Annotated in this window: 28 protein-coding genes and 1 pseudogene; 6 read left to right on the forward strand and 23 right to left on the reverse strand. The window is 68.5% G+C overall.

From position 1 onward, the window contains the following. Positions 1–15: 15 nt before the first annotated feature. Positions 16–717 (forward strand): ABC transporter ATP-binding protein, encoded by a 702-nt coding sequence (locus FOZ74_RS03470; protein ID WP_186764679.1) that lies wholly within the window; start codon positions 16–18, stop codon positions 715–717. Positions 718–762: 45 nt separating this feature from the next. On the opposite strand, the gene FOZ74_RS03475 is transcribed toward FOZ74_RS03470, so the two are convergent. The 23 genes from FOZ74_RS03475 to FOZ74_RS03585 all read right to left on the reverse strand — a co-directional run bounded on the left by FOZ74_RS03475 (position 763) and on the right by FOZ74_RS03585 (position 20,322). Continuing rightward, on the reverse strand, positions 763–1,818 hold the full coding sequence (locus tag FOZ74_RS03475; protein ID WP_146914060.1) for a 6-phosphofructokinase: 1,056 nt from the start codon (positions 1,816–1,818) through the stop codon (positions 763–765). A gap of 2 nt (positions 1,819–1,820) precedes the next feature. Continuing rightward, positions 1,821–2,903 (reverse strand): beta-N-acetylhexosaminidase, encoded by a 1,083-nt coding sequence (gene nagZ / locus FOZ74_RS03480; protein ID WP_146911765.1) that lies wholly within the window; start codon positions 2,901–2,903, stop codon positions 1,821–1,823. Between the two features lie 58 nt (positions 2,904–2,961). Continuing rightward, positions 2,962–3,357, reverse strand: coding sequence for a holo-ACP synthase (gene acpS, locus FOZ74_RS03485; protein ID WP_146911766.1), 396 nt, complete (start codon positions 3,355–3,357; stop codon positions 2,962–2,964). Further along, positions 3,354–4,010, reverse strand: a complete 657-nt coding sequence (locus tag FOZ74_RS03490) for an HD domain-containing protein (RefSeq protein WP_255437762.1) — start codon at positions 4,008–4,010, stop codon at positions 3,354–3,356. The genes acpS and FOZ74_RS03490 overlap by 4 nt, the downstream gene beginning before the upstream one ends. Beyond that, complete coding sequence (locus tag FOZ74_RS03495) at positions 4,007–4,786, reverse strand: pyridoxine 5'-phosphate synthase (protein ID WP_146911767.1); 780 nt, start codon at positions 4,784–4,786, stop codon at positions 4,007–4,009. Before FOZ74_RS03495 ends, FOZ74_RS03490 begins: the two co-directional genes overlap by 4 nt. Beyond that, positions 4,783–5,541, reverse strand: a complete 759-nt coding sequence (recO, locus tag FOZ74_RS03500) for a DNA repair protein RecO (protein ID WP_146911768.1) — start codon at positions 5,539–5,541, stop codon at positions 4,783–4,785. Before recO ends, FOZ74_RS03495 begins: the two co-directional genes overlap by 4 nt. 53 nt (positions 5,542–5,594) lie before the next feature. Beyond that, complete coding sequence (gene era / locus FOZ74_RS03505; RefSeq protein ID WP_146911769.1) at positions 5,595–6,524, reverse strand: GTPase Era; 930 nt, start codon at positions 6,522–6,524, stop codon at positions 5,595–5,597. Continuing rightward, entirely contained in the window at positions 6,521–7,204 is a 684-nt protein-coding gene (gene rnc / locus FOZ74_RS03510) for a ribonuclease III (RefSeq protein WP_146911770.1), read from the reverse strand. The genes era and rnc overlap by 4 nt, the downstream gene beginning before the upstream one ends. After that, entirely contained in the window at positions 7,204–7,569 is a 366-nt protein-coding gene (locus tag FOZ74_RS03515; protein WP_146911771.1) for a DUF4845 domain-containing protein, read from the reverse strand. Before FOZ74_RS03515 ends, rnc begins: the two co-directional genes overlap by 1 nt. 10 nt (positions 7,570–7,579) lie before the next feature. Continuing rightward, entirely contained in the window at positions 7,580–8,557 is a 978-nt protein-coding gene (gene lepB / locus FOZ74_RS03520; RefSeq protein ID WP_146911772.1) for a signal peptidase I, read from the reverse strand. Between the two features lie 5 nt (positions 8,558–8,562). Continuing rightward, the gene (gene lepA, locus FOZ74_RS03525; protein ID WP_146911773.1) at positions 8,563–10,371 is read right to left on the reverse strand and encodes a translation elongation factor 4; all 1,809 of its coding nucleotides are present in this window, start codon (positions 10,369–10,371) and stop codon (positions 8,563–8,565) included. Positions 10,372–10,546: 175 nt separating this feature from the next. Further along, entirely contained in the window at positions 10,547–11,977 is a 1,431-nt protein-coding gene (locus tag FOZ74_RS03530) for a DegQ family serine endoprotease (RefSeq protein WP_146914062.1), read from the reverse strand. A 135-nt stretch (positions 11,978–12,112) separates the two neighbouring features. Further along, on the reverse strand, positions 12,113–12,718 hold the full coding sequence (locus tag FOZ74_RS03535; RefSeq protein ID WP_146911774.1) for a sigma-E factor negative regulatory protein: 606 nt from the start codon (positions 12,716–12,718) through the stop codon (positions 12,113–12,115). 43 nt (positions 12,719–12,761) lie between these two features. Continuing rightward, complete coding sequence (gene rpoE / locus FOZ74_RS03540) at positions 12,762–13,394, reverse strand: RNA polymerase sigma factor RpoE (protein ID WP_146911775.1); 633 nt, start codon at positions 13,392–13,394, stop codon at positions 12,762–12,764. Then, positions 13,391–13,882 carry a hypothetical protein gene (locus FOZ74_RS03545; RefSeq protein WP_146911776.1) on the reverse strand — a complete coding sequence of 164 codons (492 nt, stop codon included), beginning with the start codon at positions 13,880–13,882 and terminating at the stop codon, positions 13,391–13,393. Before FOZ74_RS03545 ends, rpoE begins: the two co-directional genes overlap by 4 nt. A gap of 36 nt (positions 13,883–13,918) precedes the next feature. Beyond that, positions 13,919–15,163, reverse strand: coding sequence for a beta-ketoacyl-ACP synthase II (gene fabF, locus FOZ74_RS03550; protein ID WP_146911777.1), 1,245 nt, complete (start codon positions 15,161–15,163; stop codon positions 13,919–13,921). Between the two features lie 65 nt (positions 15,164–15,228). Continuing rightward, on the reverse strand, positions 15,229–15,468 hold the full coding sequence (gene acpP / locus FOZ74_RS03555; protein ID WP_003058049.1) for an acyl carrier protein: 240 nt from the start codon (positions 15,466–15,468) through the stop codon (positions 15,229–15,231). A gap of 95 nt (positions 15,469–15,563) precedes the next feature. After that, positions 15,564–16,304: a 3-oxoacyl-ACP reductase FabG gene (gene fabG, locus FOZ74_RS03560; RefSeq protein WP_146911778.1), complete on the reverse strand. Its 741-nt coding sequence runs from the start codon at positions 16,302–16,304 to the stop codon at positions 15,564–15,566. Then, a complete protein-coding gene (gene fabD, locus FOZ74_RS03565) occupies positions 16,301–17,254 on the reverse strand; it encodes an ACP S-malonyltransferase (RefSeq protein ID WP_146911779.1) in 954 nt (317 codons plus the stop codon). Before fabD ends, fabG begins: the two co-directional genes overlap by 4 nt. 53 nt (positions 17,255–17,307) lie before the next feature. Continuing rightward, positions 17,308–18,285, reverse strand: coding sequence for a beta-ketoacyl-ACP synthase III (locus tag FOZ74_RS03570; protein WP_146911780.1), 978 nt, complete (start codon positions 18,283–18,285; stop codon positions 17,308–17,310). Next, entirely contained in the window at positions 18,285–19,334 is a 1,050-nt protein-coding gene (gene plsX, locus FOZ74_RS03575) for a phosphate acyltransferase PlsX (protein WP_146911781.1), read from the reverse strand. The genes FOZ74_RS03570 and plsX overlap by 1 nt, the downstream gene beginning before the upstream one ends. Positions 19,335–19,461: 127 nt before the next feature. Continuing rightward, positions 19,462–19,653, reverse strand: coding sequence for a 50S ribosomal protein L32 (gene rpmF / locus FOZ74_RS03580; protein ID WP_146911782.1), 192 nt, complete (start codon positions 19,651–19,653; stop codon positions 19,462–19,464). A gap of 114 nt (positions 19,654–19,767) precedes the next feature. Further along, positions 19,768–20,322, reverse strand: a complete 555-nt coding sequence (locus FOZ74_RS03585) for a YceD family protein (RefSeq protein WP_146911783.1) — start codon at positions 20,320–20,322, stop codon at positions 19,768–19,770. Positions 20,323–20,347: 25 nt separating this feature from the next. Between FOZ74_RS03585 and FOZ74_RS03590 the strand changes: the two genes are divergently transcribed. The 5 genes and pseudogenes from FOZ74_RS03590 (at position 20,348) to FOZ74_RS16535 (ending at position 24,801) form a co-directional block, all read left to right on the forward strand. Continuing rightward, positions 20,348–20,947 (forward strand): Maf family nucleotide pyrophosphatase, encoded by a 600-nt coding sequence (locus FOZ74_RS03590; protein ID WP_146911784.1) that lies wholly within the window; start codon positions 20,348–20,350, stop codon positions 20,945–20,947. Continuing rightward, the gene (locus tag FOZ74_RS03595) at positions 20,944–21,714 is read left to right on the forward strand and encodes an SAM-dependent methyltransferase (RefSeq protein WP_146911785.1); all 771 of its coding nucleotides are present in this window, start codon (positions 20,944–20,946) and stop codon (positions 21,712–21,714) included. The genes FOZ74_RS03590 and FOZ74_RS03595 overlap by 4 nt, the downstream gene beginning before the upstream one ends. Position 21,715: 1 nt before the next feature. Next, positions 21,716–22,498, forward strand: coding sequence for a crotonase/enoyl-CoA hydratase family protein (locus tag FOZ74_RS03600; RefSeq protein ID WP_146911786.1), 783 nt, complete (start codon positions 21,716–21,718; stop codon positions 22,496–22,498). A 194-nt stretch (positions 22,499–22,692) separates the two neighbouring features. Next, a pseudogene (locus tag FOZ74_RS16530) lies at positions 22,693–23,211 on the forward strand (flagellin N-terminal helical domain-containing protein); the annotation flags it as partial. A gap of 624 nt (positions 23,212–23,835) precedes the next feature. After that, positions 23,836–24,801, forward strand: a complete 966-nt coding sequence (locus tag FOZ74_RS16535; protein WP_255437833.1) for a flagellin — start codon at positions 23,836–23,838, stop codon at positions 24,799–24,801. Positions 24,802–24,806: the final 5 nt, after the last annotated feature.

The raw sequence follows: 24,806 nt of genomic DNA on the forward strand, positions 1-24,806 counted from the left end.
AGCCAGCCCACCCCCATGCTTCAGCTCGAAAGGCTGTCCACGCACTACGGCGCGATCTGCGCCGTCAATGAAGTCTCGCTGCACGTCAACCAGGGCGAGATCGTCTCCCTGATCGGCGCCAACGGCGCGGGCAAGACCTCGCTCCTGATGACCATCTGCGGCACGCCGCGCGCCAGCGGCGGCAAGGTGACCCTGGAAGGCCGCGACATCACCCATGTGCCCACGCACGAGATCATGCGCATGGGCCTTGCGGTCTCGCCCGAGGGGCGGCGCGTGTTCCCGCAGCTCACGGTGCTGGAAAACCTCAAGATGGGCGGCTTCTTTCAGGACAAGGACGCGATCGACAAGGGCGTGACCCACGTCTTCGAGCTGTTCCCGCGCCTGAAGGACCGCGCCAACCAGCGCGCCGGCACCATGAGCGGCGGCGAGCAGCAGATGCTGGCCATAGGCCGCGCGCTGATGAGCGAGCCGCACCTGTTGCTGCTCGACGAGCCCACGCTCGGGCTGGCGCCGCTCATCATCGCGCAGATCTTCGAGATCATCGAAACCGTGCGCGCCGACGGCGTGACGGTATTCCTGGTCGAGCAGAACGCCAACCGCGCGCTGTCGATTGCCGATCGCGGCTACGTGCTGGAAAACGGCCACCTGGTGATGGAAGACACCGGCGCCAACCTGCTGGCCAACCCCGACATCCGCAAGGCCTACCTCGGCGGCTGAGCGCCCGCCTTGCGCGCTGCCGCCCGCCGGCGGCCGCGCTTGCGTTCAGTCGCCCAGGCAGACGCCGATGTCGCGCGCCATGGTGACAAGCTCATGCCCGCGCGCCACGGTGCGCTGCACGTTGGCCACCTCTGCCATGGGCACGCTGCCTATGCGCCCGTGCTGCAGCGTCGCCATCTGGCCGAAGCGCCGCTGCACCACGAGCTGGGCCGCATGGTGGCCGAAGCGCGTGGCCAGCACGCGGTCGAACGGCGTGGGGTCGCCGCCGCGCTGCAGATGGCCGAGTACCGTGGTGCGCACCTCGCTTGCCAGCAAGGGCTGCAGCTGCATGCGCAGCACATGCCCGACGCCACCCAGGCGCACCGGGTCCGGGCTGCCCGCGACCTGCTCGCGCACCGTCAGCGCCGCGCCCCTGGCCTTGGCGCCCTCGCCCATGCAGATGATGGTGTAGCGCTGGCGCTGCTCGCGCGCGCGGCAGTGCGCGGCCACGGCCTCGATGTCGTAGTCGATCTCGGGCAGCAGGATGACGTCGGCGGCACCCGCCAGGCCCGCTTCCAGCGCCAGCCAGCCGGCATGGCGCCCCATGGTTTCGACGATCATCACGCGGTGGTGGCTGCTGGCCGTGCTCTCCAGGCGGCGCAGCGCCTCGGCTGCGGTGGTGACGGCGGTATCGAAGCCGAAGCTGCGCTCGCAGTGGGCAATGTCGTTGTCTATGGTCTTGGGCACGCCCACGCAGTGCACGCCGGTGGCCTGCGCCACGCCGTGCGCCAGGCTCATGGTGCCGTCGCCGCCTATGACCACCACCACGTCCAGGTTCAGCGCCGCCAGGTTGCGCCCCACCTGCGCGAGCGTGGCCGCGTCGCGCAGCGGGTTGGCGCTGTTGCTCGTGCCCAGGATGGTGCCGCCGACATGCAGGATGCCGCTCACGCGCTGCCAGTCGAGTGCCTGCACGCGGGGCAGCGGCTCCATCAATCCCTGAAAGCCGTCCTCGATGCCCAGCACCTCGCACTGGCCGTGGCGGATCAGCGACTTGGTCACCGCGCGGATGACGGCGTTCAACCCCGGGCAGTCGCCGCCGCCGGTGAGGATGCCCACGCGCAGGGTCACGCCAGCTGCTCCAGCGCCGCCACGTAGGCCGGGTGCAGCATGAGCTCGTCCCAGGGCAGCGGCGGCGTCTGCGGCAGCAGCGCCAGGCGCCGCTGCTCGCCCGCGCCGTCGGGCTGCCAGCGCCCCTGCTCCAGCGCCCGCTCAAGACCGTCGATCAGCTCGTCCACCGCCCTGCCCTCGCCCAGGCTCTGGTTGCACAGCAGCACCATGTCGCAGCCGGCCTGCAGCGCCGCCAGCGCCGCATCGGGAAAGTCCAGCGGCCGGCCCGCCAGGCGGCGCGCGCCTTCCATGCTCAGGTCGTCGCTGAAGATGGCCCCGTCAAACCCCAGGCGCTCGCGCAGGATGCCCTGCAGCCAGCGGCGTGAAAAGCCCGCCGGCAGGGCATCGACGCGCGGATAGACGACGTGCGCCGGCATCACGCTGGCAAGCGCGCTGCGCAGCCAGGGGTAAGGCGCGGCGTCGTCTTCCAGGATGGCCTTGAGTGCGCGCCCGTCGACCGGCAGGTCCACGTGCGAATCGGCGCCCGCGTAGCCATGGCCGGGAAAGTGCTTGCCGCAATTGGCCATGCCGGCCTGCAGCAGGCCGTGCATCAGCGCCCGCGCCAGCGCCGCCACCGCGCGCGGATCGCGGTGCAGGGCGCGGTCGCCGACCACGCTGCTTTGGCCGTGGTCCAGGTCCAGCACCGGCGCGAACGACAGGTCCACGCCGCAGGCGCGCAGCTCCGCGCCCAGCACGTAGCCGGTAGCGGTGGCAGCGTTGAGCGCGCGCATCGCTCCGCTGCCCTCGCCCTTCCTGCCATCCTGCATCCACATCCTGCCGAGCGCGCGCATCGGCGGCAGGTGGGTGAAGCCGTCGCTCCTGAAGCGCTGCACCCGCCCGCCCTCGTGGTCGACGCAGACCAGCAGGTCGGCGCGCAGGGACTTGATCTCGGCCACCAGCTGCACCAGTTGCGCGCGGTTTTCCCAGTTGCGCGTGAACAAGGTGAGGCCGCCGACCAGCGGGTGCGCAAGCCGGCGTCGGTCGTCCGCACTCAGCGTGGTCGCGGCGATGTCGATGATCAGAGGCGATTGGTCAGGCATGTCAATCTCCGTTTTTGATAGCTCGTAGCGCTTTGTACACGGGCGTTAGAGGCCGATTTCATCCAAATTTTTCGACCACGCAGAAACTTGCTGCGTAGTCGCTCTCGTCGGTCAGGCTCAGGTGGCAGCGCAGTTGGCGCTCGTCGAACCACTGTGCCAGCGCCGCATGCAGGCGCACGGCGGGGCGCCCACCGGGCAGGTTCAGGATTTCGCAGGAGCGCCAGGTCATGGGCATGACCATGCCCAGGCCCACCGCCTTGGAAAACGCCTCCTTGGCGGAAAACCGCGTGGCGAGATAGCGCACGCCGCGCTCGGGCCAGCGCCGGCTGCGCGCCTGCCAGACGGCCAGTTCCGCGTCGCAGAGGATTTTTTGCGCAAAGCGCTCGCCATGGCGCTGCAGGCTCGCGCGGATGCGGCGCACGTCGCAGATGTCGGTGCCTATGCCGTAGATCATGGCCGTGCCGGTCTGCCGCCCAGGGCGGCGACGGCCTGCTCCAGATTGCGCCGCGCGGGCAGCTCCAGCAGCATGCGAAAGTAGGGCGTGCCGTAGATGGTGTCGCGGGCCAGGAACTGGCGCAGCAGCGCCCGGCGCTTGCGCCGGTAAAGCCAGCGCGGCACCCAGGCGTATTCCTCGCGGATCTGCGCTTCGTACTGTGCATAGCGCTCGGGCGAGGCGCCGAGGATGCCCAGGTCGATGTCCACCATCCACAGGCCGTCGGCCGTGGCCGGCCGCGCCGCATGGCGGGTGTCCATCACCAGAGTGTGCACGCGCCGGGCCAGCTGCTCTGGCGCGCCATGGCCGCTGAGCGCCCGCGCGGCCCAGTCGGCGCTGCGTCGCTCATTGTCGGATGCGCGCACCTCGTAGATCGCGTCATGGAACCACAGTGCGATCGCGAGCTCGGCCGGCCGCTCGGGCAGGCTCCAGACCGACTCCAGCGCCCCGAGGCACTCCTGCAGATGGCGCAGTGCGTGGTACTTGCGCTCCGGCCCGCCCCATGCGGCCAGCAGCTCGCCGCGCAGCTGCTCGTCGGCCGCGCCCGAGGGCAGGCCCAGCTGCTGCCAGGCCGTACTCCAGCTGTGCCGCAGCAGCTCGTGCACCGCGTTCACCGCGCCACGCCGGCGCCGCGCTCGGCCATGCCGCGGTCCATGCAGGCCAGGTAGGCCTGCACCGCGCGCTCGTAGCCCAGCTCCAGCGCGTCGGAGACGAAGGCGTGGCCGATGGAGACTTCGAGCAGGCCCGGCACGCTGGCGACGAAGGCGGCCAGGTTGTCCAGATTGAGGTCGTGCCCGGCGTTGACGCCCAGCCCGGCCTGCAGGGCGGCGTGCGCGGCCTCGGCGTAGCGCCGCAGCTGTGCGTCCTGCCCCGGCGTGCCCCAGGCGGCGGCATAGGGTTCGGTATAGAGCTCGACGCGGTCGGCGCCCACGGCGCGCGCCGGCGCCATCTGCGCCGCGACGGGGTCCATGAACAGGCTCACGCGCACGCCGAGCGCATGGCATTCGGCGATCAATGGGCGCAGGCGCTCCGCGTCCTGGGGGAAGCTCCAGCCATGGTCGCTGGTGAACTGGTCTTCGCTGTCGGGCACGAAGGTGGCCTGGCTGGGGCGCACCTGGCGGATGAAGTCCATCAGGTTCTGCGTCGGATTGCCCTCGATGTTGTATTCAGCCCGCGGCCAGTCGCGCAGCAGCGCGGCGAGCTCCGCCACGTCCTGCGCGCGGATGTGGCGCCCGTCGGGACGCGGGTGCACCGTGATGCCGTGGGCGCCGGCGCGCAGACAGGCCCGGGCGGCGGTGAGCACGCTGGGTATGCCCAGGTGGCGGGTATTGCGCACCAGGGCGACCTTGTTCACGTTGACCGACAGCGCGGTCGCGCAGGGGGAACTCATAGCGATTGCAGATCCATCAGAAGCTGGCGCGTGCGCAGCAGGGGCGAGCCGCAATGGTATTGCAGCAGCGCGCGCAATTGCGGCTTGAGCTCCGCGGCCACCGGCGCACAGGCGCGCAACATGGCCAGCAGCGCCTGCGGCTCGCCAAATGACTGTTCCAGTTGTTGCCAGCGCTCGCCCTCGAGCGCGCCGCGCTCGCCGGCCAGCGCAGGGCGCAGGCCAGCGTCGGCCACCAGCACGCAGCTCCGGTGCGCCGCCAGCGGCACGCCGGTGTCGGTTTCCTCGTCCAGCCGCGGCAGCAGGCCCAGCGCGCGCAGGAGCAACAGCTCGAAGGCGCGCAGCGCCGGCTCCAGCACTTCGCCGTGCGCGCTGGCGGCCAGCAGCTGCACCGCGCCCGCATACAGGTCGAACAGCCGCGGCTGCGGGTCGTCGCGCGCCAGCAGGCGCAGCAGCAGCTCGTTGAGGTAGAGCCCGGAGAGCAGCGCCTCGCCCGTCGGCATCACGTGCCCGCCCATCCATTCGGCCGCCCTGAGCGTCTGCACCTCGGCCGCAGGGCTCACGCCCCAGGCCAGGCGCAGCGGCATGAGCGAGAGCAGCACCGGCCGAAAACCCGAGGTGGGCTTTTTCGCGCCCTTGGCCAGCAGCGCCACGCGTCCGTGGTGGCGGCTGAACACCTCCAGAATCAGGCTCGATTCGCTGAACGCATGGCTGTGCAGGATATAGGCCGGCTCATCGGTGATGCGGCGTGTGGCCATGGGGCTGTGCGTGCGAGAGCTGGTGCGCTGCCGGGCGGATGCAGCGGCGCGCCTCACTCATAACCGAAGGAGCGCACCCGCGCCGCGTCGTCGGCCCAGCCCGAGCGCACCTTGACCCACAGCTCGAGGAAGACCTTGGCCTGCATCAGGCGCTCGAGCTCCTGTCGCGCTTCCGAGCCTATGCGCTTGAGCCGCTCGCCCTTCTCGCCAATCACCATGGCCTTGTGCCCGTCGCGTTCGACGACGATGGTGGCGGCAATGCGCACGAATCGGCCATGGCGCGGACTGGGTTCTTCCTTGAACTGGTCCACCACCACGGTAGAGGTGTAGGGCAGTTCGTCCCCGGTCAGGCGAAAGAGCTTTTCGCGCACCGTCTCGCTGACGAGAAAGCGCTCGTTGCGGTCGGTCAGCTCATCCTCGGCATGCCACCAGGGCTGCTCGGGCAGATAGCGCTCGATCAGGTCCAGCAGGCGTTCGACGTCGGCGGGCTTGCGCGCCGACATCGGCACGAACTCGGCAAAGGGGTGGCGCTCCTGCATGCTCTTGAGCCAGGGCGCGATCTCGGCGCGCCGGTGCACGGTGTCGAGCTTGTTGGCCACGAGCAGCGCGGGAATGTCGCTCTTGAGCAGGCTCAGCACCGTCGCGTCCTGCAGCGAGAAGCTGCCGGCCTCGACCACGAAGAGCACCAGGTCCACGTCGCTCACCGCGCCCAGCACCGCCTTGTTCAGCGACTTGTTCAGCGCCGAGCCGTGGCGCGTCTGAAAACCCGGCGTATCCACGAACACGAACTGGGCCCTGTCGCGCGTGCGTATGCCCATGATGCGGTGGCGCGTGGTCTGCGCCTTGCGGCTGGTGATGGAAATCTTCTGCCCCACCAGCGCGTTGATGAGCGTCGATTTGCCCACATTGGGCTTGCCCACGATGGCGATCAGGCCGCAGCGCTGGCCCTCCGCGCCGGGCTCTGGCGCCTGGCTGTCGTTCATTGGCCGGCCTTCAAACGTTGCAACATGGCCTTGGCCGCCTCCTGCTCGGCCGCGCGCCGCGTGGCGCCCTGTCCGCGTTCGCTCAGCGACCATTCGGCCACTTCGCAGTCCACATCAAAAACCTGGTGGTGCGCCGCGCCGCTGGTGCCCACCACGGCATAGCGCGGCAACTGCATGCGCCGGCCCTGCAGCCATTCCTGCAGCGCGGTCTTGGCGTCCTTGGCCGAAGCCTGCAGCTGGCCGTCGAGGCGCACGCCCTCGAACAGCCGCCCCACCAGCGCGGTAGCGCTGTCGTAGCCGGCGTCAAGAAAGACCGCGCCGATCAGCGCCTCGACCGCATCGGCCAGGATGGAGGGGCGTTCGCGCCCGCCAGAGCGGGCCTCGCCCTCGCCCAGGCGCAGCGCCGCGGGCAGCTGCAGGCGCAGCGCAATGCCATGCAGCGAATCCTGGCGCACCAGCAGGGCGCGCACACGCGAGAGTTCGCCCTCGGGCAGCTGCTGCATCCGCGTATACAGGAGCGTGGAGACCGCCAGCTCCAGCACCGCATCGCCCAGGAATTCCAGGCGTTCGTTGTGCTCGGCGCCGAAGCTGCGGTGCGTGAGCGCCCGCAGCAGCAAGCCCGTGTCCGCAAATCGGTGCTGCAGCCGCTGCTGCAAGGCGTCAAGGAGATCGCTGGGCACTAACTGACCGCATCCTGGAAGCGGTAGACGAGGTAGGCCGGGCCGAACAGGGCAATTTCGCGCTCGTACTTGAAGCCAACCACGATCTTGTCGTTGCGCTTGGTCACTTCAAGGTCCTTGCCGGAAATGGAGGAGATGTCGTCGATCGCCGCGGATCGGTCGAACGCCGCGCGGATGCCGGCCACGCTGGACTCTTCGCGCGCTGCCTTGGTCGCGGCCTTCTTGATGGCCTGGTATTCGAGCAGGATGGGCACCGACTGCCCGCCAATCGCAAAGGCAGCGACCGCAAATACGCCGATGAAGATCACACCGAGAAACGACAGGCCTCTTTGCCTGCCCACCAGTGCATTGCGATGCTTCACCATGGCCTCTCCTTCAGTCAAATGAACCGATGCGCTTGAGGTTACCGAAATTCATCCAGACAAAAAAGGCCTTGCCCACGATGTTTTCTTCCGGCACGAAACCCCAATAGCGCGAATCGAGCGAATTATCCCGGTTGTCGCCCATCATGAAATACTGCCCTTCGGGCACCTTGCAGACCACGCCTTCGACGCTGTAGTTGCAGTGGTCGCGGTACTTGAACTGGCTCGCACCCTGGATGAAGGCCGGCACATCCTTGTTCACGATGATGCGGTGCGTATGCGCGCCCAGCCGCTCCTGGCGCTGCGCGAAGTAGCGCATCGCGTCCTGATCGAAGAATTCCGGCAGCTCTTCGAGCGGCACCTCCTTGCCGTTGATGCTCAGGCGCTTGTTCAGATAGGCCACCTCGTCGCCCGGCACCCCGACCACACGCTTGATGTAGTCCAGGCTGGGCTGCGGCGGATAGCGAAACACCATGACGTCGCCACGCTGGGGCGCATTGCCCTGGGTGATGCGCGTGTTGAACACCGGCAGGCGCAAGCCGTAGGTGAATTTGTTGACCAGGATGAGGTCGCCCACGAGCAGGGTCGGAATCATCGAGCCCGAGGGAATCTTGAACGGCTCGAACAGGAAGGAGCGCAACAGGAAGACCGCGGCAATCACTGGAAAAAGCCCGGCGGTCCAGTCCAGCCACCAGGGCTGGGCCAGCAGGCGCGCCTCGGTCTCGCGGGTATCGGCCTCGTCCGTCCTGGCAATGCCCATGCGGTCGAGCTCGGCGCGCCGCTGGGCGGCTGCGGCCTCCAGCGCCTCGGCCGCGCGCCGGCGCTGGGGCAGGAAATACCAGCGCTCGGCCAGCCAGTACAGGCCGGTGACCAGCGTGGCCAGCATCAGCAGCAGCGCGAAATTGCCCTCGATGTAGCCCACGTACCAGGCGACGATGTAGCCAACGAAAGCCGCCAGTATGGCGGCCGTAAAGGCGGGAATGGCGCGCATGGACCTCAATCCTCCACTTGCAGGATGGCCAGGAAGGCCTCCTGCGGTACCTCGACCGAGCCGATCTGCTTCATGCGCTTCTTGCCGGCCTTCTGCTTTTCCAGCAGCTTTCTCTTGCGCGAGATGTCGCCGCCATAGCACTTGGCCAGCACGTTCTTGCGCAGCGCCTTGACCGTCTCGCGCGCGATGATGTTGGCGCCGATCGCGGCCTGGATGGCCACGTCGAACATCTGGCGGCTGATGATCTCGCGCATCTTGGCCACCACCGCCCGGCCCCGGTACTGCGCCTGGCTGCGGTGCACGATGATCGAGAGCGCGTCCACCTTCTCGCCATTGAGCAGGATGTCCACCTTCACCACGTCCGAGGCGCGGTACTCCTTGAACTCGTAGTCCATCGAGGCGTAGCCGCGCGAAATGGACTTGAGCTTGTCGAAGAAGTCCAGCACGATCTCGCCCAGCGGCAGCTCGTAGGTCAGCATCACCTGGCGACCGTGGTATTGCATGTTCATCTGTATGCCGCGCTTCTGGTTGGCCAGCGTCATCACCGGGCCAACGTAGTCCTGAGGCATGTACAGATGCACCGTGACGATGGGTTCGCGTACCTCCTCGATGTGGCCCTGGTCGGGCATCTTCGAGGGGTTTTCCACGTGGATCAGCTCGCCGTCGCCCTTGAGCACCTCATACACCACGCTGGGCGCGGTGGTGATCAGGTCCTGGTCGAACTCGCGCTCCAGACGCTCCTGCACGATCTCCATGTGCAACAGGCCCAGGAAGCCGCAGCGAAAGCCGAAGCCCAGCGCCTGGCTGACCTCGGGCTCGTAGTGCAGCGAGGCATCGTTGAGCTGCAGCTTTTCCAGCGCATCGCGCAACTGGTCGTACTGGTTGGCCTCGGTGGGATAGAGCCCGGCAAAGACCTGCGGCTGGACCTCCTTGAAGCCCGGCAGCGCCCGTGTCGCCGACCCGGCGTTGTTGGGCAGCTTCTTTTCCAGCGTGATGGTGTCGCCCACCTTGGCCGCCTTGAGCTCCTTGATGCCGCAGATGACGTAGCCCACCTCGCCCGCATGCAAGACCTCGCGCAGCTGCTGGGCCGGGGTGAAGACACCGATCTGGTTGGCCTCGTAGGCCGCGCCCGTGGCCATGAGCTTGATGCGTTCGCCCTTCCTGAGCTGGCCATCGACCATGCGCACCAGCATGACCACGCCAACGTAGCTGTCGAACCAGGAGTCGATGATCATCGCGCGCAGCGGCCCGTCGGCATCGCCTCGGGGCGGCGGCACCTTGGCGACCACCGCCTCCAGGATGTCGTCTATGCCCAGCCCGGTCTTGGCCGAGCAGGGGATGGCGTCGGCCGCGTCGATGCCGATCACGTCCTCGATCTCGGCCTTGGCGTTGTCCGGGTCGGCCTGCGGCAGGTCCATCTTGTTGAGCACCGGCAGCACTTCCACGCCCAGGTCCAGGGCGGTGTAGCAGTTGGCCACGGTCTGCGCCTCAACGCCCTGGCTCGCGTCCACCACCAGCAACGCGCCCTCGCAAGCCGAAAGCGAGCGGCTCACTTCATAGGAAAAGTCCACATGGCCCGGGGTGTCGATCAGGTTCAGGTTGTAGACCTGGCCGTCCCTGGCCTGGTATTGCAGAGCCGCGGTCTGCGCCTTGATGGTGATGCCGCGCTCCTTTTCGATCTCCATGGAATCGAGCACCTGTGCCTGCATCTCGCGCTCCTGCAGGCCGCCGCAGCGCTGGATGATGCGGTCGGCCAGGGTCGACTTGCCGTGGTCGATGTGCGCAATGATCGAAAAATTCCTGATGTGTTTCATCCGACAACCGAAATGAGGCCGCGTGAGCCCGGGCAGAGGCCATAAAAAAAGGCGCGTCAGCGATGCGACGCGCCCCCGGACCAACCGGCATCTGCGTAAAGTTGGGAAGCCATTGTAGCGGGGCGGGGACGGCACGCCTGGCGCGCCGCAGCGCCGGATTTTACCGGCCGCCCCTTCACTTGTCGGGCCGGATCAGTGCGTACTGCGCCCATTCACCGCGCCGGAACATCACGCTGAGCGGCTTCTTGCGGTCGGCCTTGGCCAATGCCGCTTCAAAATCCTTGAGCGCATGCACGTCGGTGGTGCCCAGCGCCACGATCACGTCGTCCGGCTTGAGGCCGGCGCGCGCGGCGGGGCCATCGACGGAGACGACGCGCACGCCCCCCTTGAGGCGCAGCTCGCGCGCCTGCTCGGCCGTTACCTCGGCCACGGTCAGGCCCCATTGCTGGGCCGCTGCCGACGGCTTTTCCTTCGGGCCTTCCTCGTCATCGGCGCGCTCCGCCTCATCGGCATCGGCCTTGAGTTCGGCCACCGTGACATTCAGCTCTCGCGCGGCGCCGCGGTGCCATACCGTGATGGCCGCGCGGGTGCCGGGCTTGGTATTGCCCACCATGCGCGGCAGGTCGGAGACCTTCTCCACCGCTTTGCCCTCATATTGCGTGATCACGTCCCCGGCTTGGATGCCGGCCTTCTCGGCCGGCGAGCCAACCTCCACGCCGCGCACCAGCGCACCCTGGGCCTTGGCAAGACCCATGGACTCGGCGATCTCGCGCGTCACCGGCTCGATCTGCACGCCGATGCGCCCGCGGCTGACGCGCCCGCTGGCGCGCAGCTGGTCGCTGACGCGCATCGCCTCATCGATCGGAATGGCAAAGGAAATGCCCATGAAGCCGCCCGATCGCGAATAGATCTGGCTGTTGATGCCCACCACCTCGCCACGCATGTTGATCAGCGGCCCGCCGGAGTTGCCCGGGTTGATGGCCACGTCGGTCTGGATGAAAGGCAGGTAGTCGCCGGTGTCGCGCTGCTTGGCGCTGACGATGCCCGCGGTGACCGTGTTCTCCAGCCCGAAGGGTGAACCGATGGCCATCACCCACTCGCCCACCTTCAGGCGGGTGACATCGCCGATCTTGACCGCCGGCAGGCCGCTGGCGTCGATCTTGACCACGGCCACGTCGGAGCGCTTGTCCGCACCCACGAGCTTGGCCTTGAATTCGCGCTTGTCGGTGAGCGTGACCAGCAGCTCGTCGGCACCCTCCACCACGTGCGCGTTGGTCATCACGTAGCCGTCGGCCGTCAGGATGAAGCCCGAACCCACGCCGCGCGGCTGCTCCTGCGGGTGGCCGGGGCGCTGGCCGCGCCGGCGCGGCATGTTCGGAATCGGGATGCCGAAACGCCGGAAAAACTCCAGCATGTCCTCGTCCATGCCCTCGGGCACGCCATCGCTCCTGGCCTTTTCCAGCGTGCGGATGTTCACCACCGAGGGGCCGACCAGCTCGACGAGCTCGGTGAAATCGGGCAGGCCGCGCACCACGGGCGCCGACTGCGCCTGCACCGGCAGCGGCATCAGAGCGAAAGTGGAGCCGGCGAGCAGCGTCACGGCCATGCCCAGTGCCAGCGAGCGGGCCCGCTGGCCTGCGTGGGTGCGCAAATTCATCGTCATATCCTCATTCGGGGTTCAGGCGGCATGCAAGAGCGCGCCGGGCCGGCGCGGCGGCAGGAGACGGGCGCGCGGCCACGCTCAAGGGCGCGCCCCGGCTTCCAGGGAAGCATTGCGAAACAGCGGCTCGCGCATGATCACGCTCATGCCGCTGTTGCGTCCGGTCTGGCGCATGATTTCGTCCAGGCGCGGATCGCGAATGATGTTCTGCTCGTTCACGACCAGGGCAGACGCCACGGTGGCCGGCGCGCCCGCCGCAGGAATCTGCGCCTGCGCGAGCTGCGCGCCCTGCTGTGCGCCGCCCAGGTTGGCATAGGCGGTCCAGCCGAGGGCCACGGCCGCGGTCAGCGAAGCAAAGCCCGCCGCCAGCCGCCAGTGCCACAGCGGGGCGTTGGCCGCTTCGCGCTGCGGCTGCGCCAGGCGCGCAACGGGGGCGGCCACGGCATGCGGGCCGTGCACCAGCGTTTCCTGCGCGAGCTGCGCCCGCAGGCGCTGCAGCATGCTCGCGTCGAGCATGGGCGCCACCGGCACCCCGCGCATCGCATCGCCAATCACGTGGTAGGCCTGCCAGGTCGCGCGGCCCGGTTCGGTGCCCGCATAGGCCAGCACCTCGGCGCATTCATGCTCCGCCAGCTCGCCGTCGGCCAGCGCCGACAGGCGTTCGTACATTGCATCTTGCTCATTCATGGCCTTGTCCCGATTCTGTCTCCAACTGTCATCATCCTGAGCTCTACCAGCGCTTGCCCGTGCGTTGCTCCAGCAGGGGCTTGACCTTGGCCGAGATCGCTTCACGTGCGCGAAAGATCCGCGAGCGCACGGTGCCTATGGGGCAGGCCATGGCCTGCGCGATCTCTTCATAGCTCAAGCCTTCGATCTCACGCAGCGTCACCGCCTGGCGCAACTCGGCCGGCAGGGCCTCCAAGGCCGCATTCACGGCCTGCGCCACTTCCTGCGCCGCCAGCACCGTCTCCGGTGTTTCGCCGGTCGTTAGTTCGCGGGCGAACACGGAAGTTTCATCGTCTTCGTCGGCCGCCTTGCGCAGTGCGCTTTCGGTGATGAGCGGATCGCGCTTGAGATCCATCAGCGTCTTCTTCGCGGTATTGACGGCTATGCGATACAACCAGGTGTAAAACTGCGCATCCCCGCGGAACTGATGCAGCGCCCGATAGGCGCGCAGGAAGGTTTCCTGGGCAATGTCCTGCACCAGGTCGACGTCGCGCACCATGCGGCCGATCAGGCGCTCGATGCGGCGCTGGTACTTGATGACCAGCAGCTCGTAGGCGCGCTGGTCGCCCGCCACGGTGCGCTCGACCAGCTGCATGTCGCTGTTGATCGGTGTCTGCGGGGCGTCGTCCTCGCTCATGGGCGGCCCTCGTGCGCCGCAGCCGGCGCCGACCCTGCGGCCCGATCCGCCTGTGCGCCACCGGCAAACACGGCCCGGCGCAGCGCCGGCCAGCCCTGGATCGCACCGCGGCGCTGCAGCCACAGCCATTGCGCTGCCCTGCCCTGCGGCCTCACGCGCACCAGCATCAGGTGCTGCAAATCCAGGCACACCTCGGGCGCGCTGCAGGGCAGAATGCCGCGGCCATCGCACAGCAGCCATTGCTGCCCATCCCATTGCAGGGCGCCGGCTGCGCCGTCCCGCCACCAGCGCCAGGCAAGCAATGCGCCGGCGAGCCAGATCAGCACCGCCACCCCAGCCGCTGCCGTGTTCGGCGCCTGGGACAGCCGCCAGGCAAGCAGCAGCGCAAGAGCGCCGGTGCAAAGCGCGAGCGCAAGCGCGCCAGCCCACGCAGCGGGTGCGAGAGAGCAGGAGGCGGCCGGGGCCTGATGGCTAATGCGTGCGGACATCAACTCAGGCCCGCGCAGCGCCCCGGGCCGAGGGGCTCAAACACGCCGAAATACCAGCGTGCCGTTGGTTCCACCAAAACCGAAGTTGTTCTTGAGCGCAACCTTGACCGGCATGTCGCGCGCCGTGTTGGCACAGTAGTCCAGGTCGCACTCGGGATCCTGGTGGAGCAGATTGATCGTGGGCGGCACCTTCTGTTCGTGCAGGCTCAGCACGGTGAACACGCTCTCTATGCCGCCAGCGCCGCCCAGCAGATGCCCGGTCATGGACTTGGTGGAGCTCACCACCAGCTTGCGCGCCGCATCGCCGAGCGCCGCCTTGATCGCGTTGGTCTCGTTGACGTCGCCCAGCGGCGTGGAGGTGCCATGGGCATTGAGGTAGTCGACTTCGTCGGCGTTGATGCCGGCGTTGTGCAGCGCTGCCAGCATGGCGCGCCGGGGCCCGTCCATGTTCGGTGCGGTCATGTGGCCGGCGTCGGCGCTCATGCCGTAGCCCGACAGCTCGGCATAGATGCGGGCACCGCGCGCCCGCGCATGCTCGTACTCCTCGAGCACCAGCACGCCCGCGCCCTCGCCGAGCACGAAGCCGTCGCGGTCCTTGTCCCACGGGCGCGATGCGCCTTCCGGGTCGTCGTTGCGCGTGGACAGGGCGCGCATTGCGGCAAAGCCGCCCACGCCCAGCGGCGAGACCGTCGCTTCGGTGCCGCCAGCGACGATCACGTCGGCGTCGCCGTATTCGATCTTGCGCGCCGCCTCCCCTATGCAATGCAGGCCGGTGGTGCAGGCCGTCACGACCGAGAGATTGGGTCCCTTGAAGCCAAAGCGCATGGATACGTGCCCGGCCACCATGTTGATGATGGACGCGGGAACGAAAAACGGCGTGATGCGCCGCGGCCCGCGCGCCTGCAGCTCGGCGTGCGTGTTCTCGATCAGCGGCAGGCCGCCTATGCCCGAACCGACGATGCAGCCTATGCGCACCGCGAGTTCCTCGCTCAGCGCCTCGCCCACGGGCAGTCCGGCGTCGCGCACTGCCTCATCGGCCGCAGCGATGCCGTAGTGAATGAAGGTGTCCATGGTGCGCGCCTCCTTGGATGTCATGTAGGCATCCAGGTCGAAGCCCTTGACCTCGCCGGCGATGCGGCAGGAAAAGGCGGAGGCGTCAAAGCGCGTGATGGGGCCGATGCCGGAGCGGCCAGCCAGGATGTTGGCCCAGGTTTCACGCACCGTGTTTCCCACGGGGGTGACGCAACCCAGGCCGGTCACGACGACGCGACGTCGGCTCATGCGTTCAGCTTTCCAAAATGAGAACTGCCCGACCCCGGCCCGATGCAGGGTGGCAGCGGGGGCGTTTAAGCCTTCTGGTGGGTATTGGCGTAGTCGATGGCGTTTTGCACCGTCGTGATCTTTTCCGCATCCTCGTCAGGGATCTCGATGCCGAATTCGTCTTCCAGCGCCATCACCAGTTCGACCGTGTCCAGCGAGTCGGCACCGAGATCGGCCACGAAGGCCTTTTCATTGGTGACCTGGGACTCTTCCACGCCGAGCTGCTCGGCGATGATCTTCTTGACACGTGCTTCGATATCGCTCATGGGGGGTTCCCTCTTGGGGTTGTGAACAAATCGGAGATTCTAGCCGCACGGCATATGGCCGCAGCCGGCCCCGGGGCAGCGCCCGGCGCCCCGTCCTACATGTACATGCCGCCGTTGACGTGCAGTTCCTGCCCGGTGACGTAGCCGGCCTCGGGGCTGGCCAGATAGGCCACGGCGTGCGCGATGTCCTGCGGGCTGCCCAGGCGCCCCAGCGGGATCTGGGTGAGCAGCGCCTTGTGCTGCTCCTCGGGCAGGCCTGCGGTCATGTCGGTGGCGATGAAGCCCGGCGCCACGCAGTTGACCGTGATGCCGCGGCTGGCCAGCTCGCGCGCCAGCGCGCGCGTCATGCCGGCCACGCCGGCCTTGGCGGCCGCGTAGTTGGCCTGGCCCGGATTGCCCGAGGCGCCGACCACGCTGGTGATGCTGACGATACGGCCATGGCGCTGCTTCATCATCGGGCGGATGGCGGCGCGGCTGACGCGAAACACCGCCTTGAGGTTGGTGTCGATCACCGCGTCCCAGTCCTCGTCCTTCATGCGCATGGCCAGCTGGTCGCGCGTGATTCCGGCGTTGTTGACCAGTACGTGCAAGGCGCCATGCGCCTTGACGACGGCATCCACCGCGGCCTCGACGGCTGCGCCGTCGGTCACGTCCAGCACCACGCCCTGGCCGCCATGCGGCGCCAGCGCCTGGCCGATGCGCGCAGCGCCCTCGTTCGAGGTGGCCGTGCCCACCACCAGCAGGCCACGGCGGGCCAGCTCCGCGGCCACGGCCGCGCCTATGCCGCGCGTGGCGCCGGTAACGAGCGCGATGCGCGCAGATGCGGGGGTGTTCATGCAAGCAACTCCTTGACTTCGGCCAGCGACGCGGGGTCGTGCAGGCAGGCGGCCACCAATGCGGGGTCGATGCGCTTGACCATGCCGGTCAGCGCCTTGCCCGGCCCGCATTCGATGACGTGGCTGGCACCGCGCGCGCGCAGGGCCTGCACGCACTGCACCCAGCGCACCGGGCCGAAGGCCTGCCGGTAGAGTGCGTCGCGTATCGCCTCTGGCTCTTGCTGCACTGCCACATCCACGTTGTTGACCACGGCAATCTGGGGCGGCGCCAGGTTCAGCTCGGCAAGCGCCTGGCGCAGCTTTTCTGCTGCCGGCTTCATCAGGCTGGAGTGAAACGGCGCCGACACCGGCAGCGCCAGCGCGCGCTTGGCGCCCATGGCCTTGAGCACTTCGCAGCCGCGGGCCACGCCCTCGCTGGTGCCGGCAATCACCGTCTGGCCCGGGTCGTTGAAATTCACCGCCTCCACCACCTCGGCCGAACCGGGGGCGAAAGCTTCGCTGGCCTGGCGGCAGCCAGCCACCACCTGCTCGGCCGGCAGGCCGAGGATCGCCGCCATCGCGCCCGCTCCAACCGGCACCGCATCCTGCATGGCCTGGGCGCGCAGCCGCACCAAGGGTGCCGCCTGGGCCAGGCTGAGCACGCCGGCCGCCACCAGAGCGCTGTATTCGCCCAGCGAATGCCCCGCCAGCGCCACGGGCAGGGCGCCGCCTTCGGCGCACCACACGCGCCAGGCGGCGACGCCGGCCACCAGCATCACCGGCTGGGTATTGGTGGTGAGCGCCAGCCGCTCCTTCGGCCCCTCATGGATCAGGGCGCCGATGTCTTCGTGCAGCGCCTCGGACGCCTCGGCCAGCGTCTGCGCGACCACCGGGTGTCCGCCCCAGGCATCGAGCATGCCCACCGACTGCGAACCCTGGCCGGGAAAGACAAAAGCAAATGTGACAGCCATAGCAGAATAAGCAACAAAACCGGCTCCAACGCTTGCTGGGCAAGCGCTAGATGCTACATTTTTACAAGCAAGGAACCCCAGGTGAAGCCGCCACCCACGCCTTCGATCAGGACCTTGTGGCCCGGCTGGACCTGGCCACTGCGCACCGCATGGTCCAGCGCCAGCGGGATCGAGGCGGCCGACGTATTGCCATGCTCGCCGACGGTGACCACCACTTTCTCCATCGGCAGGTGCAGGCGGCGCGCGGCGCTTTGCATGATGCGGATGTTGGCCTGGTGCGGCACCAGCCAGTCCACTTCGGACTCGGAGACGCCGGCCTTTTCCAGCGTGGCGTGGGCGGTCTTTTCGAGCACGCTCACCGCCAGCTTGAACACCGCCTGCCCGTCCATCTTGAGCAGCGGCTCGCCCAGCACCGCTCCGCCCGAGACATGGCCGGGCACGCACAGCAGGTCCACGTGCTGACCGTCGGCATGCAGGTCGCTGGCCAGAATGCCGGGCGTGTCGCCGGCCTGCAGCACCACCGCACCCGCGCCGTCGCCGAACAGCACGCAGGTGGTGCGGTCGGAAAAATCGAGAATGCGGCTGAAGACCTCGGCGCCCACCACCAGCGCGCAGCGCGCCGCACCCGCCTGCACCATGGCGTCGGCCACGGCCAACGCGTAGACGAAGCCGGTGCACACCGCCTGCACGTCGAAGGCCGGGCAGCCGGCGATGCCCAGCTTGTGCTGCAGGATGCAGGCAGTGGACGGAAACACCATGTCCGGCGTGGACGTGGCGACGATGATCAGGTCGACGTCGGACGGGCCGAGGCCGGCGGCATCCAGCGCCTTGCGCGCCGCGTGCTCTGCCAGGTCGCTGCTGTTCACGTCGGCGTCGGCAAAGTGCCGGGCGTGGATGCCGGTGCGTTCGACGATCCATGCGTCGGAGGTCTCCACGCCCTGACGCGCCAGTTGCGCGGCCAACTCGTCGTTGCTGACTCGGCGCGGCGGCAGATGGCTGCCCGTGCCGACGATGCGGGAATAGCGTCTCATCAAAGTCCTGGCGAGGCGGTGGTCTCAAGGGCCGTTTCTGCGGCAGCCAGCAAAGGCGCCGCGCGGGCGACCTGGGCGCGCACTTGCGCCAGAAGGTCATTGCGCGCCGCATCATACGCGCGCACCAGCGCCTGCTCGAAGGCCAGCGCATCGGCCGAGCCGTGGCTCTTGAACACCAGCCCGCGCAGGCCAAGCAGGGCCGCGCCGTTGTAACGGCGGTGGTCCATACGCTTTTTGAGCGCAGATAAGACCGGATAGGCGACGATGGCGGCAAATTTGGTGAAAATGTTGCGCGAGAATTCTTCTTTCATGAAGCCGCCGATCATCGAGGCCAGGCCCTCTATGGTCTTGAGCGCCACGTTGCCGACGAAGCCATCGCAGACCACGATGTCGGCCGCGCCGCGAAAGATGTCGTTGCCCTCGACGTTGCCGATGAAGTTCAGGTCGCCGCGCGCGCCGGCCGCGCGCAGCAGCTCGGCGGCCTGCTTGATGAGTTCACTGCCCTTGATCGCCTCCTCGCCGACGTTGAGCAGGCCCACGCTGGGGCGCGGCTCGCCCTTGAGCACCGCCACCAGCGCCGAGCCCATGATGGCGAACTGCAGCAGGTTTTCGGCGCTGCAGTCGACGTTGGCGCCCAGATCCAGCACCGTCGTCGCGCCGCCCCGCGCGTTGGGGATTTGCGTGGCAATGGCCGGGCGGTCTATGCCCTCCAGCGTCTTGAGCACATAGCGCGCGGTCGCCATCAGCGCGCCGGTATTGCCCGCGGACACGGCCGCGTGGGCGGCGCCGTGCTTGACCTGCTCGATCGCCACGCGCATCGACGAATCCTTCTTGCGGCGCAGCGCCACCTCCACGGAATCGTCCATCGCCACCACCTCGCTCGCGGCCACGGCGTGGGCGCGCGCATGGCTGAGTGCCTGCACCTGCGGGAGCTGACCGACCAGCAGCAACTGCGCGTCCTCATGCGCCTCCAGGAAGCGGCGGCAGGCCGCGAGGGTCACTTGCGGTCCGTGGTCGCCGCCCATGCAATCGACTGCCAGCGTAATCATCATGTGTTCGTGTCTGGAATGGCGGCGATTGTGTCACTTGCCGCGCGGCGCGCCAAAAACGACAAAGGCCCGCGCTACCCGAAGGTAGCAGCGGGCCCCGGCAGCTGCGCTGGGCCGCGGCTGGCGATCAGAGCTCCCCGTCTTCGGCCTTGGCCTTGATCACCTGGCGGCCGCGGTAATAGCCGTTGGGACTGATGTGGTGGCGCAGATGCACTTCACCCGTGGTGGGTTCGAGCGCGGTGCCCGGGGTCTTGAGCGCGTTGTGCGAGCGGTGCATGCCCCGCTTGGAGGGCGACTTCTTGTTTTGCTGAACAGCCATGGTGCGATCCTGATGTCTTGGAGGTAACTGAAGCGGCGCGCCCAGCCCAGCCACAGACCCAGCAGGCTCACGCGAAACCGGAAATTATAAATGAAATGCCACCCGCGTCCAGACTCACTTGGCCGGGCCGCGTACCTTGAAATTCGCCAGTGCGGCAAACGGGTTCACCGCCGGGGGCGGGGCGCTCTCCTGCAGCTCGTCTTCGCCGACCGACATCTTGATCTCGACCGGACACTCCTCGTGGCGCGGCACCAGGGGCAGGTCGAGCAGCAACTCGTCCTCGATCAGCTCGTGCAGGTTGAATTCGCGCGAAAGCACCAGCAGATCCTCTTCGCTGTCGTTGTCCTGCGCCTGGGCGCTCGCCTCGTCGGCGACGAAACGAAACCAGCGCTGCACCTGCAGCGGCACGTCCACGCTGCCCAGGCAGCGCTGACACACCAGGGGCAGCTCGGCCGCGGCCTGCAGCTGCAACCAGACGCCGGGCGCCAGGCCGGCGCGCTCGCGCAGCTCGCCGCGTGCCGTCCAGTCCACGCGCAGGTCGGGGTGCAGCTTGTGCGCGACCTGCGCCAGACGCTTGTAGCGCAGCAGGGTTTCACGGCCCGAAAGCTGCCCTGCGGCCTGCGCGAAGGCCTTCACGTCCAGCCGATCTGCAGAGAACGCCTTGGTCATGCGGGCAGTGTAAGAGAATCGCCCGATGACGCAAACTGCCCGCCCCGCACCCGCGCTCGTCCTGGCCTCGACCTCGCGCTACCGGCGCGAACTGCTGCAGCGGCTGCGCCTGGACTTCACCGTCGCGGCCCCCGAAGTGGATGAAACCCCCGGCGTGGGTGAAGCCCCGGCGGCGCTGGCGCTGCGGCTGGCCCGCGCCAAGGCCCAGGCCGTGGCCGCGCGCCAGCCGCAGGCGCTGGTGATCGGCTCCGACCAGGTGGCCGACCTGGCCGGCGAACCCCTGGGCAAACCCGGCACGCACGAGCGCGCGGTGCGGCAGCTGCAGCGCATGAGCGGGCAGACCGTGGTGTTTCACACCGCCGCCGCCCTCGCCTGCCAGGCCCGCGGCCTGCTGCAGACCGATCTGGCCAGCGTGCGCGTGCGCTTTCGCGCATTGCAGGCCGACGAGATCGAGCGCTACCTGCGCGCCGAAACCCCCTACGACTGCGCCGGCAGCGCCAAGAGCGAGGGCCTGGGCATTGCGCTGCTGGAGGCCATCGACAGCGACGACCCCACGGCCCTCGTCGGCCTGCCGCTGATTCGCGTCGCCCGCCTGCTGCGCGCCGCCGGGCTGCGCCTGCCATGACGGCGCCTGCCCTGCCCGGCACGCTCTACCTGGTGCCCGCGCCGCTGGACTTCGGCTGCACGCCGCAGGCGCCGCTGACCGAGGTGCTGCCCCAGGCGACGATGGCGCGCGCCGCCGCGCTCAGCCACTGGGTCTGCGAAAACGCCAAGAGCTGCCGCGCCTACCTCAAGCGCCTGAGCGAGCACCTGCCGCTGGCCTGCCCGCTGCAGATGCAAAGCATCACCGAACTGCCGCACGCCGTGCACAAGAAGGGGGACCACACGGGCGGCTTCGACGCGCGCACGCTGGTGGCGCCGCTGGGCCTGGGCCACGACATCGGCCTGGTGAGCGAGGCGGGCATGCCCGCGGTGGCCGACCCCGGCAGCTCCGTGGTGCGCGCCGCCCACGCGCTGGGCGCGCCCGTGGTGCCGCTGGTCGGGCCGATATCGCTCCTGCTGGCGCTGGCGGCCAGCGGCCTGAACGGCCAGAATTTCGCCTTTGTCGGCTACCTGCCGCAGGACGCGGGCGAGCGCGCCCAGCGCATCCGGCAACTGCAAACCCTGGCGCTCAAGCACGGGCAGACCCAGCTGTTCATCGAGACGCCCTACCGCAATGCCGCCCTGTTCACCGCGCTGCTGCAGTCCCTGCAGCCGGACACGCGCCTGGCGCTGGCCAGCGGTCTGACGCTGGCGGGCAGCCAGGTGCAGTGCAAGGCGGTGCAGGCCTGGCGGCAGATGCCCGCGTTCACGCCGCCGAGACGGCCCACCGTGTTTGCGATCGGAGCCTGATATGAGCGATGTGAACTTTGAAACGCGCGGGCCGGTCGCGCTCATCACCATGAACCGGCCCGAGCGGCGCAACGCCGTGCACCGCCCCATGGCCGACGCGCTGCGCCTGGCCTTTGAACGCTTCGAGGCCGACGCGGCGCTGCGCGTGGCCGTGCTGCATGGCGCGGGCGGCCACTTCTGCGCGGGCGCGGACCTCACCGCCGTGGCCGACCCGGAGTTGCGCAACGAACTGGACCCCGAGGGCGGCCCGCGCGCGCCCATGGGTCCGACGCGCATGCCGCTGGCCAAGCCCCTCATCGCAGCCATCGAAGGCTACGCGGTGGCGGGCGGGCTGGAACTGGCGCTGCTCGCCGACCTGCGCGTCGCGGCCGAGGATGCGCAACTGGGCGTGTTCTGCCGCCGCTGGGGCGTGCCGCTGATCGACGGCGGCACGGTGCGGCTGCCGCGCCTCGTCGGCATGGGGCGGGCGCTGGACCTGATCCTGACCGGCCGCGCCGTCGGTGCCGCCGAGGCGCTGGCCATGGGCCTCATCAACCGCGTCGTGCCCACGGGGCAGACGCTGGCCGCCGCCGAGGCGCTGGCACGCGAGATCGCGGCCTTTCCCCAGCAGTGCATGCGGGCCGATCGCGCCAGCGCCTACGCGCAGTGGGACCTGCCGCTGGCCGAGGCGCTGCGCCGCGAAGGCCGCATGGGCGTGCCCATGGTGGCCGCCGAAGGCGCGGCGGGCGCGGCGCGCTTCAGCCGGGGCGCGGGGCGCCACGGCCAGAGCGACGAGGCGCGCTAACCCCGGCCCGCCTGCCATATGGCAGATGGGACTATCAACAAGATAGCTGCCTGCGATTTTCCAAAAAAGGCAGACGCCGTTTTTGAATGCCAAACACCAAAACCGGAAATTACGCTCGGAAGCGCTCCCTTATCCGGCTATAGATCGGCGCGAAAGTGGCGACCATCTCCCGACAACCGTCAGGAGGGATTGCCTTGGCTTCCACCATCAACACCAACATCGCGTCGCTCACCGCCCAGCGCAACCTGGGCGTGACGCAGCAAGCCTTCCAGACGACCATCGCGCGCCTGTCCTCGGGGCTGCGCATCAACCGCGCCAAGGACGATGCGGCAGGCCTGGCCATTTCCGAGCGTTTCACGAGCCAGATCCGAGGCACCAACCAGGCGATGCGCAATGCCAACGACGGCATCTCGCTGGCGCAGGTGGCCGAAGGCGCGTTGGCGAGCTCCGCCAGCGTGCTGCAGCGCATCCGCGAACTGGCGGTGCAGTCGGCCAACGCCAGCAACAGCGCGGCCGACCGCGCCGCGCTGCAGGCCGAGGTGGCGCAACTCACGACGGAACTGGACCGTACCGCCCTGACCAGCGAATTCAACGGCCAGCGGCTGCTCGACGGCACCTTCGGCAGCCAGCAGTTCCAGGTGGGGGCAAATGCCCACCAGACCATCGTGGCGGCGATGGTCAACCTGCGCACGCAGGTCTACGGCAACAACCAGATCGCGGGCAATTCGGACGTGGTGCGCAGTTGGAACCGTGACCTCTCGCCCGGCCCCGGAGCGGTGGCGGGCTGGAGCGGCAATGGCACATCCCCCGGCTCGCTGCAGCTTCAGGACAAGGATGGCAATCCCGTGGGCGGCACGGCCACCGTGGCCGCCCACGACACCGCCGCCATGGTGGCGGCCAAGATGCAGACGGCCTCGGGCCTGACCCCACCGGAATTCACGGCCACGCCCATCACGCGCGCACTGTTGACATTCCCAACCTCGGGTAACTACGAATTACAAGTTTTCGCCAACAGTGTTACCCCCCCCCCCGCGATTTCCTTCATCCTTGGCACGCCACCCGCCGACGGACTGGCGCAGGCCATCGCCAGCATCAATGCGCAAAGCACCCAATCGGGCGTGTCGGCCGCGCCCACGGCTGACGGTCAGGGCATTCTGCTGACGTCTGCCAGCGGCGACGACATCCTGCTGCGCGGCTCCACCTTCTGGACCTCGCCGCTGTCACCGTTCTCGGTGCGCAAGGCCAATCATGCGGGCACGCCCACGGGGCCAGCGATTCAATTGGGCGGCAACCCGGGGGACACGGGCAAGCTCGCCACCATCGGCGGCGAAATCGACATGGCTAGCACCGAGCGCTTTTCCATCAACGGCACGCCAGCCACCAACGTCACCTGGGGCAACAACGGTGTGCTGGATGGCAGCTTCACCATCCAGGGCACGCAGGAAAACGCTACGATCCGCATTCACGCCAGCGACACGGCGGCGCAGATTGCCGCGCGCATCAACACCCGCACCGAAACCACCGGCGTGACGGCCACGGCCGACACCACGGCGCGACTGCAGTTCGACACGCCAGGCGCCTACATCCTGCAATTGCGCTCGGACAACGGCACGCCGCAGACCGTGGGGTTTCAGTTGCTCGACATCGACTCGCCCAGCGGCCTGTCCGCCGCGATCGACGCCTTCAACGCCATCAGCAGCAAGACCGGCGTTTACGCCACCTACGACGCCGACGGCAAGTCGGTGCTGCTGCGCCACCCGACGGGCAACGACATCATGCTCAGCGACACCAGTTTCCAGAACGCAGGCGACGTGGCGGTGAGCAAGTCCGCCACGGGCATGCCGTTCAACCCGGCTGGCGTGCTGTTCGCCGATGTGGTGGCCGAGAACGCCGTGGTCAGCGGCCAGGTGGTGCTGGACTCGCACCAATCCTTCTCCATCGACACGCTGGACACCCGTGCGTTCGATGACGAAGTCTCGACACTGCACCCCGTCTCGGAACTGGACATCTCCACCGTGGAAGGCGCCAACGACGCCATCAAGACCGCCGACGCCGCCCTGGCCCACGTCAGCGGCGCGCGCTCCAGGCTCGGCGCACTGCAGTCGCGTTTCGAGACGGCGGTCGCCAACCTCAGCATCAGCACCGAAAACCAGTCCGCCGCGCGCTCGCGCATCCAGGATGCGGACTTCGCCAAGGAAACCGCCGACCTCGCGCGCGCGCAAATCCTGCAGCAGGCGGGCACGGCCATGGTGGCGCAAGCCAACCAGATTCCGCAGGGCGTGCTGGCCCTGCTCAATTTGTGAAGGAC

Origin of the sequence: Comamonas flocculans, assembly GCF_007954405.1 — a bacterium.
GTDB lineage: Bacteria > Pseudomonadota > Gammaproteobacteria > Burkholderiales > Burkholderiaceae_C > Comamonas_C > Comamonas_C flocculans.

Excerpts from the sequence above, each read along its gene's own strand:
- FOZ74_RS03495 (WP_146911767.1), bottom strand. The coding sequence starts at position 4,786 with ATGAGTTCCCCCTGCGCGACCGCGCTGTCGGTCAACGTGAACAAGGTC.
- fabD (WP_146911779.1), bottom strand. The coding sequence starts at position 17,254 with ATGGCTGTCACATTTGCTTTTGTCTTTCCCGGCCAGGGTTCGCAGTCG.
- FOZ74_RS03545 (WP_146911776.1), bottom strand. The coding sequence starts at position 13,882 with ATGTCCGCACGCATTAGCCATCAGGCCCCGGCCGCCTCCTGCTCTCTC.
- acpP (WP_003058049.1), bottom strand. The coding sequence starts at position 15,468 with ATGAGCGATATCGAAGCACGTGTCAAGAAGATCATCGCCGAGCAGCTC.
- FOZ74_RS03530 (WP_146914062.1), bottom strand. The coding sequence starts at position 11,977 with ATGGCCGTGACGCTGCTCGCCGGCTCCACTTTCGCTCTGATGCCGCTG.
- lepA (WP_146911773.1), bottom strand. The coding sequence starts at position 10,371 with ATGAAACACATCAGGAATTTTTCGATCATTGCGCACATCGACCACGGC.
- fabG (WP_146911778.1), bottom strand. The coding sequence starts at position 16,304 with ATGAACACCCCCGCATCTGCGCGCATCGCGCTCGTTACCGGCGCCACG.
- rpmF (WP_146911782.1), bottom strand. The coding sequence starts at position 19,653 with ATGGCTGTTCAGCAAAACAAGAAGTCGCCCTCCAAGCGGGGCATGCAC.
- rpoE (WP_146911775.1), bottom strand. The coding sequence starts at position 13,394 with ATGAGCGAGGACGACGCCCCGCAGACACCGATCAACAGCGACATGCAG.
- FOZ74_RS03570 (WP_146911780.1), bottom strand. The coding sequence starts at position 18,285 with ATGAGACGCTATTCCCGCATCGTCGGCACGGGCAGCCATCTGCCGCCG.
- FOZ74_RS03515 (WP_146911771.1), bottom strand. The coding sequence starts at position 7,569 with ATGGTGAAGCATCGCAATGCACTGGTGGGCAGGCAAAGAGGCCTGTCG.
- FOZ74_RS03600 (WP_146911786.1), top strand. The coding sequence starts at position 21,716 with ATGAGCGATGTGAACTTTGAAACGCGCGGGCCGGTCGCGCTCATCACC.
- FOZ74_RS03585 (WP_146911783.1), bottom strand. The coding sequence starts at position 20,322 with ATGACCAAGGCGTTCTCTGCAGATCGGCTGGACGTGAAGGCCTTCGCG.
- era (WP_146911769.1), bottom strand. The coding sequence starts at position 6,524 with ATGAACGACAGCCAGGCGCCAGAGCCCGGCGCGGAGGGCCAGCGCTGC.
- acpS (WP_146911766.1), bottom strand. The coding sequence starts at position 3,357 with ATGATCTACGGCATAGGCACCGACATCTGCGACGTGCGCCGCATCCGC.
- FOZ74_RS16535 (WP_255437833.1), top strand. The coding sequence starts at position 23,836 with ATGGCTAGCACCGAGCGCTTTTCCATCAACGGCACGCCAGCCACCAAC.
- nagZ (WP_146911765.1), bottom strand. The coding sequence starts at position 2,903 with ATGCCTGACCAATCGCCTCTGATCATCGACATCGCCGCGACCACGCTG.
- fabF (WP_146911777.1), bottom strand. The coding sequence starts at position 15,163 with ATGAGCCGACGTCGCGTCGTCGTGACCGGCCTGGGTTGCGTCACCCCC.
- plsX (WP_146911781.1), bottom strand. The coding sequence starts at position 19,334 with ATGATTACGCTGGCAGTCGATTGCATGGGCGGCGACCACGGACCGCAA.
- FOZ74_RS03590 (WP_146911784.1), top strand. The coding sequence starts at position 20,348 with ATGACGCAAACTGCCCGCCCCGCACCCGCGCTCGTCCTGGCCTCGACC.
- FOZ74_RS03595 (WP_146911785.1), top strand. The coding sequence starts at position 20,944 with ATGACGGCGCCTGCCCTGCCCGGCACGCTCTACCTGGTGCCCGCGCCG.
- FOZ74_RS03470 (WP_186764679.1), top strand. The coding sequence starts at position 16 with ATGCTTCAGCTCGAAAGGCTGTCCACGCACTACGGCGCGATCTGCGCC.
- lepB (WP_146911772.1), bottom strand. The coding sequence starts at position 8,557 with ATGCGCGCCATTCCCGCCTTTACGGCCGCCATACTGGCGGCTTTCGTT.
- FOZ74_RS03535 (WP_146911774.1), bottom strand. The coding sequence starts at position 12,718 with ATGAATGAGCAAGATGCAATGTACGAACGCCTGTCGGCGCTGGCCGAC.
- recO (WP_146911768.1), bottom strand. The coding sequence starts at position 5,541 with ATGGCCACACGCCGCATCACCGATGAGCCGGCCTATATCCTGCACAGC.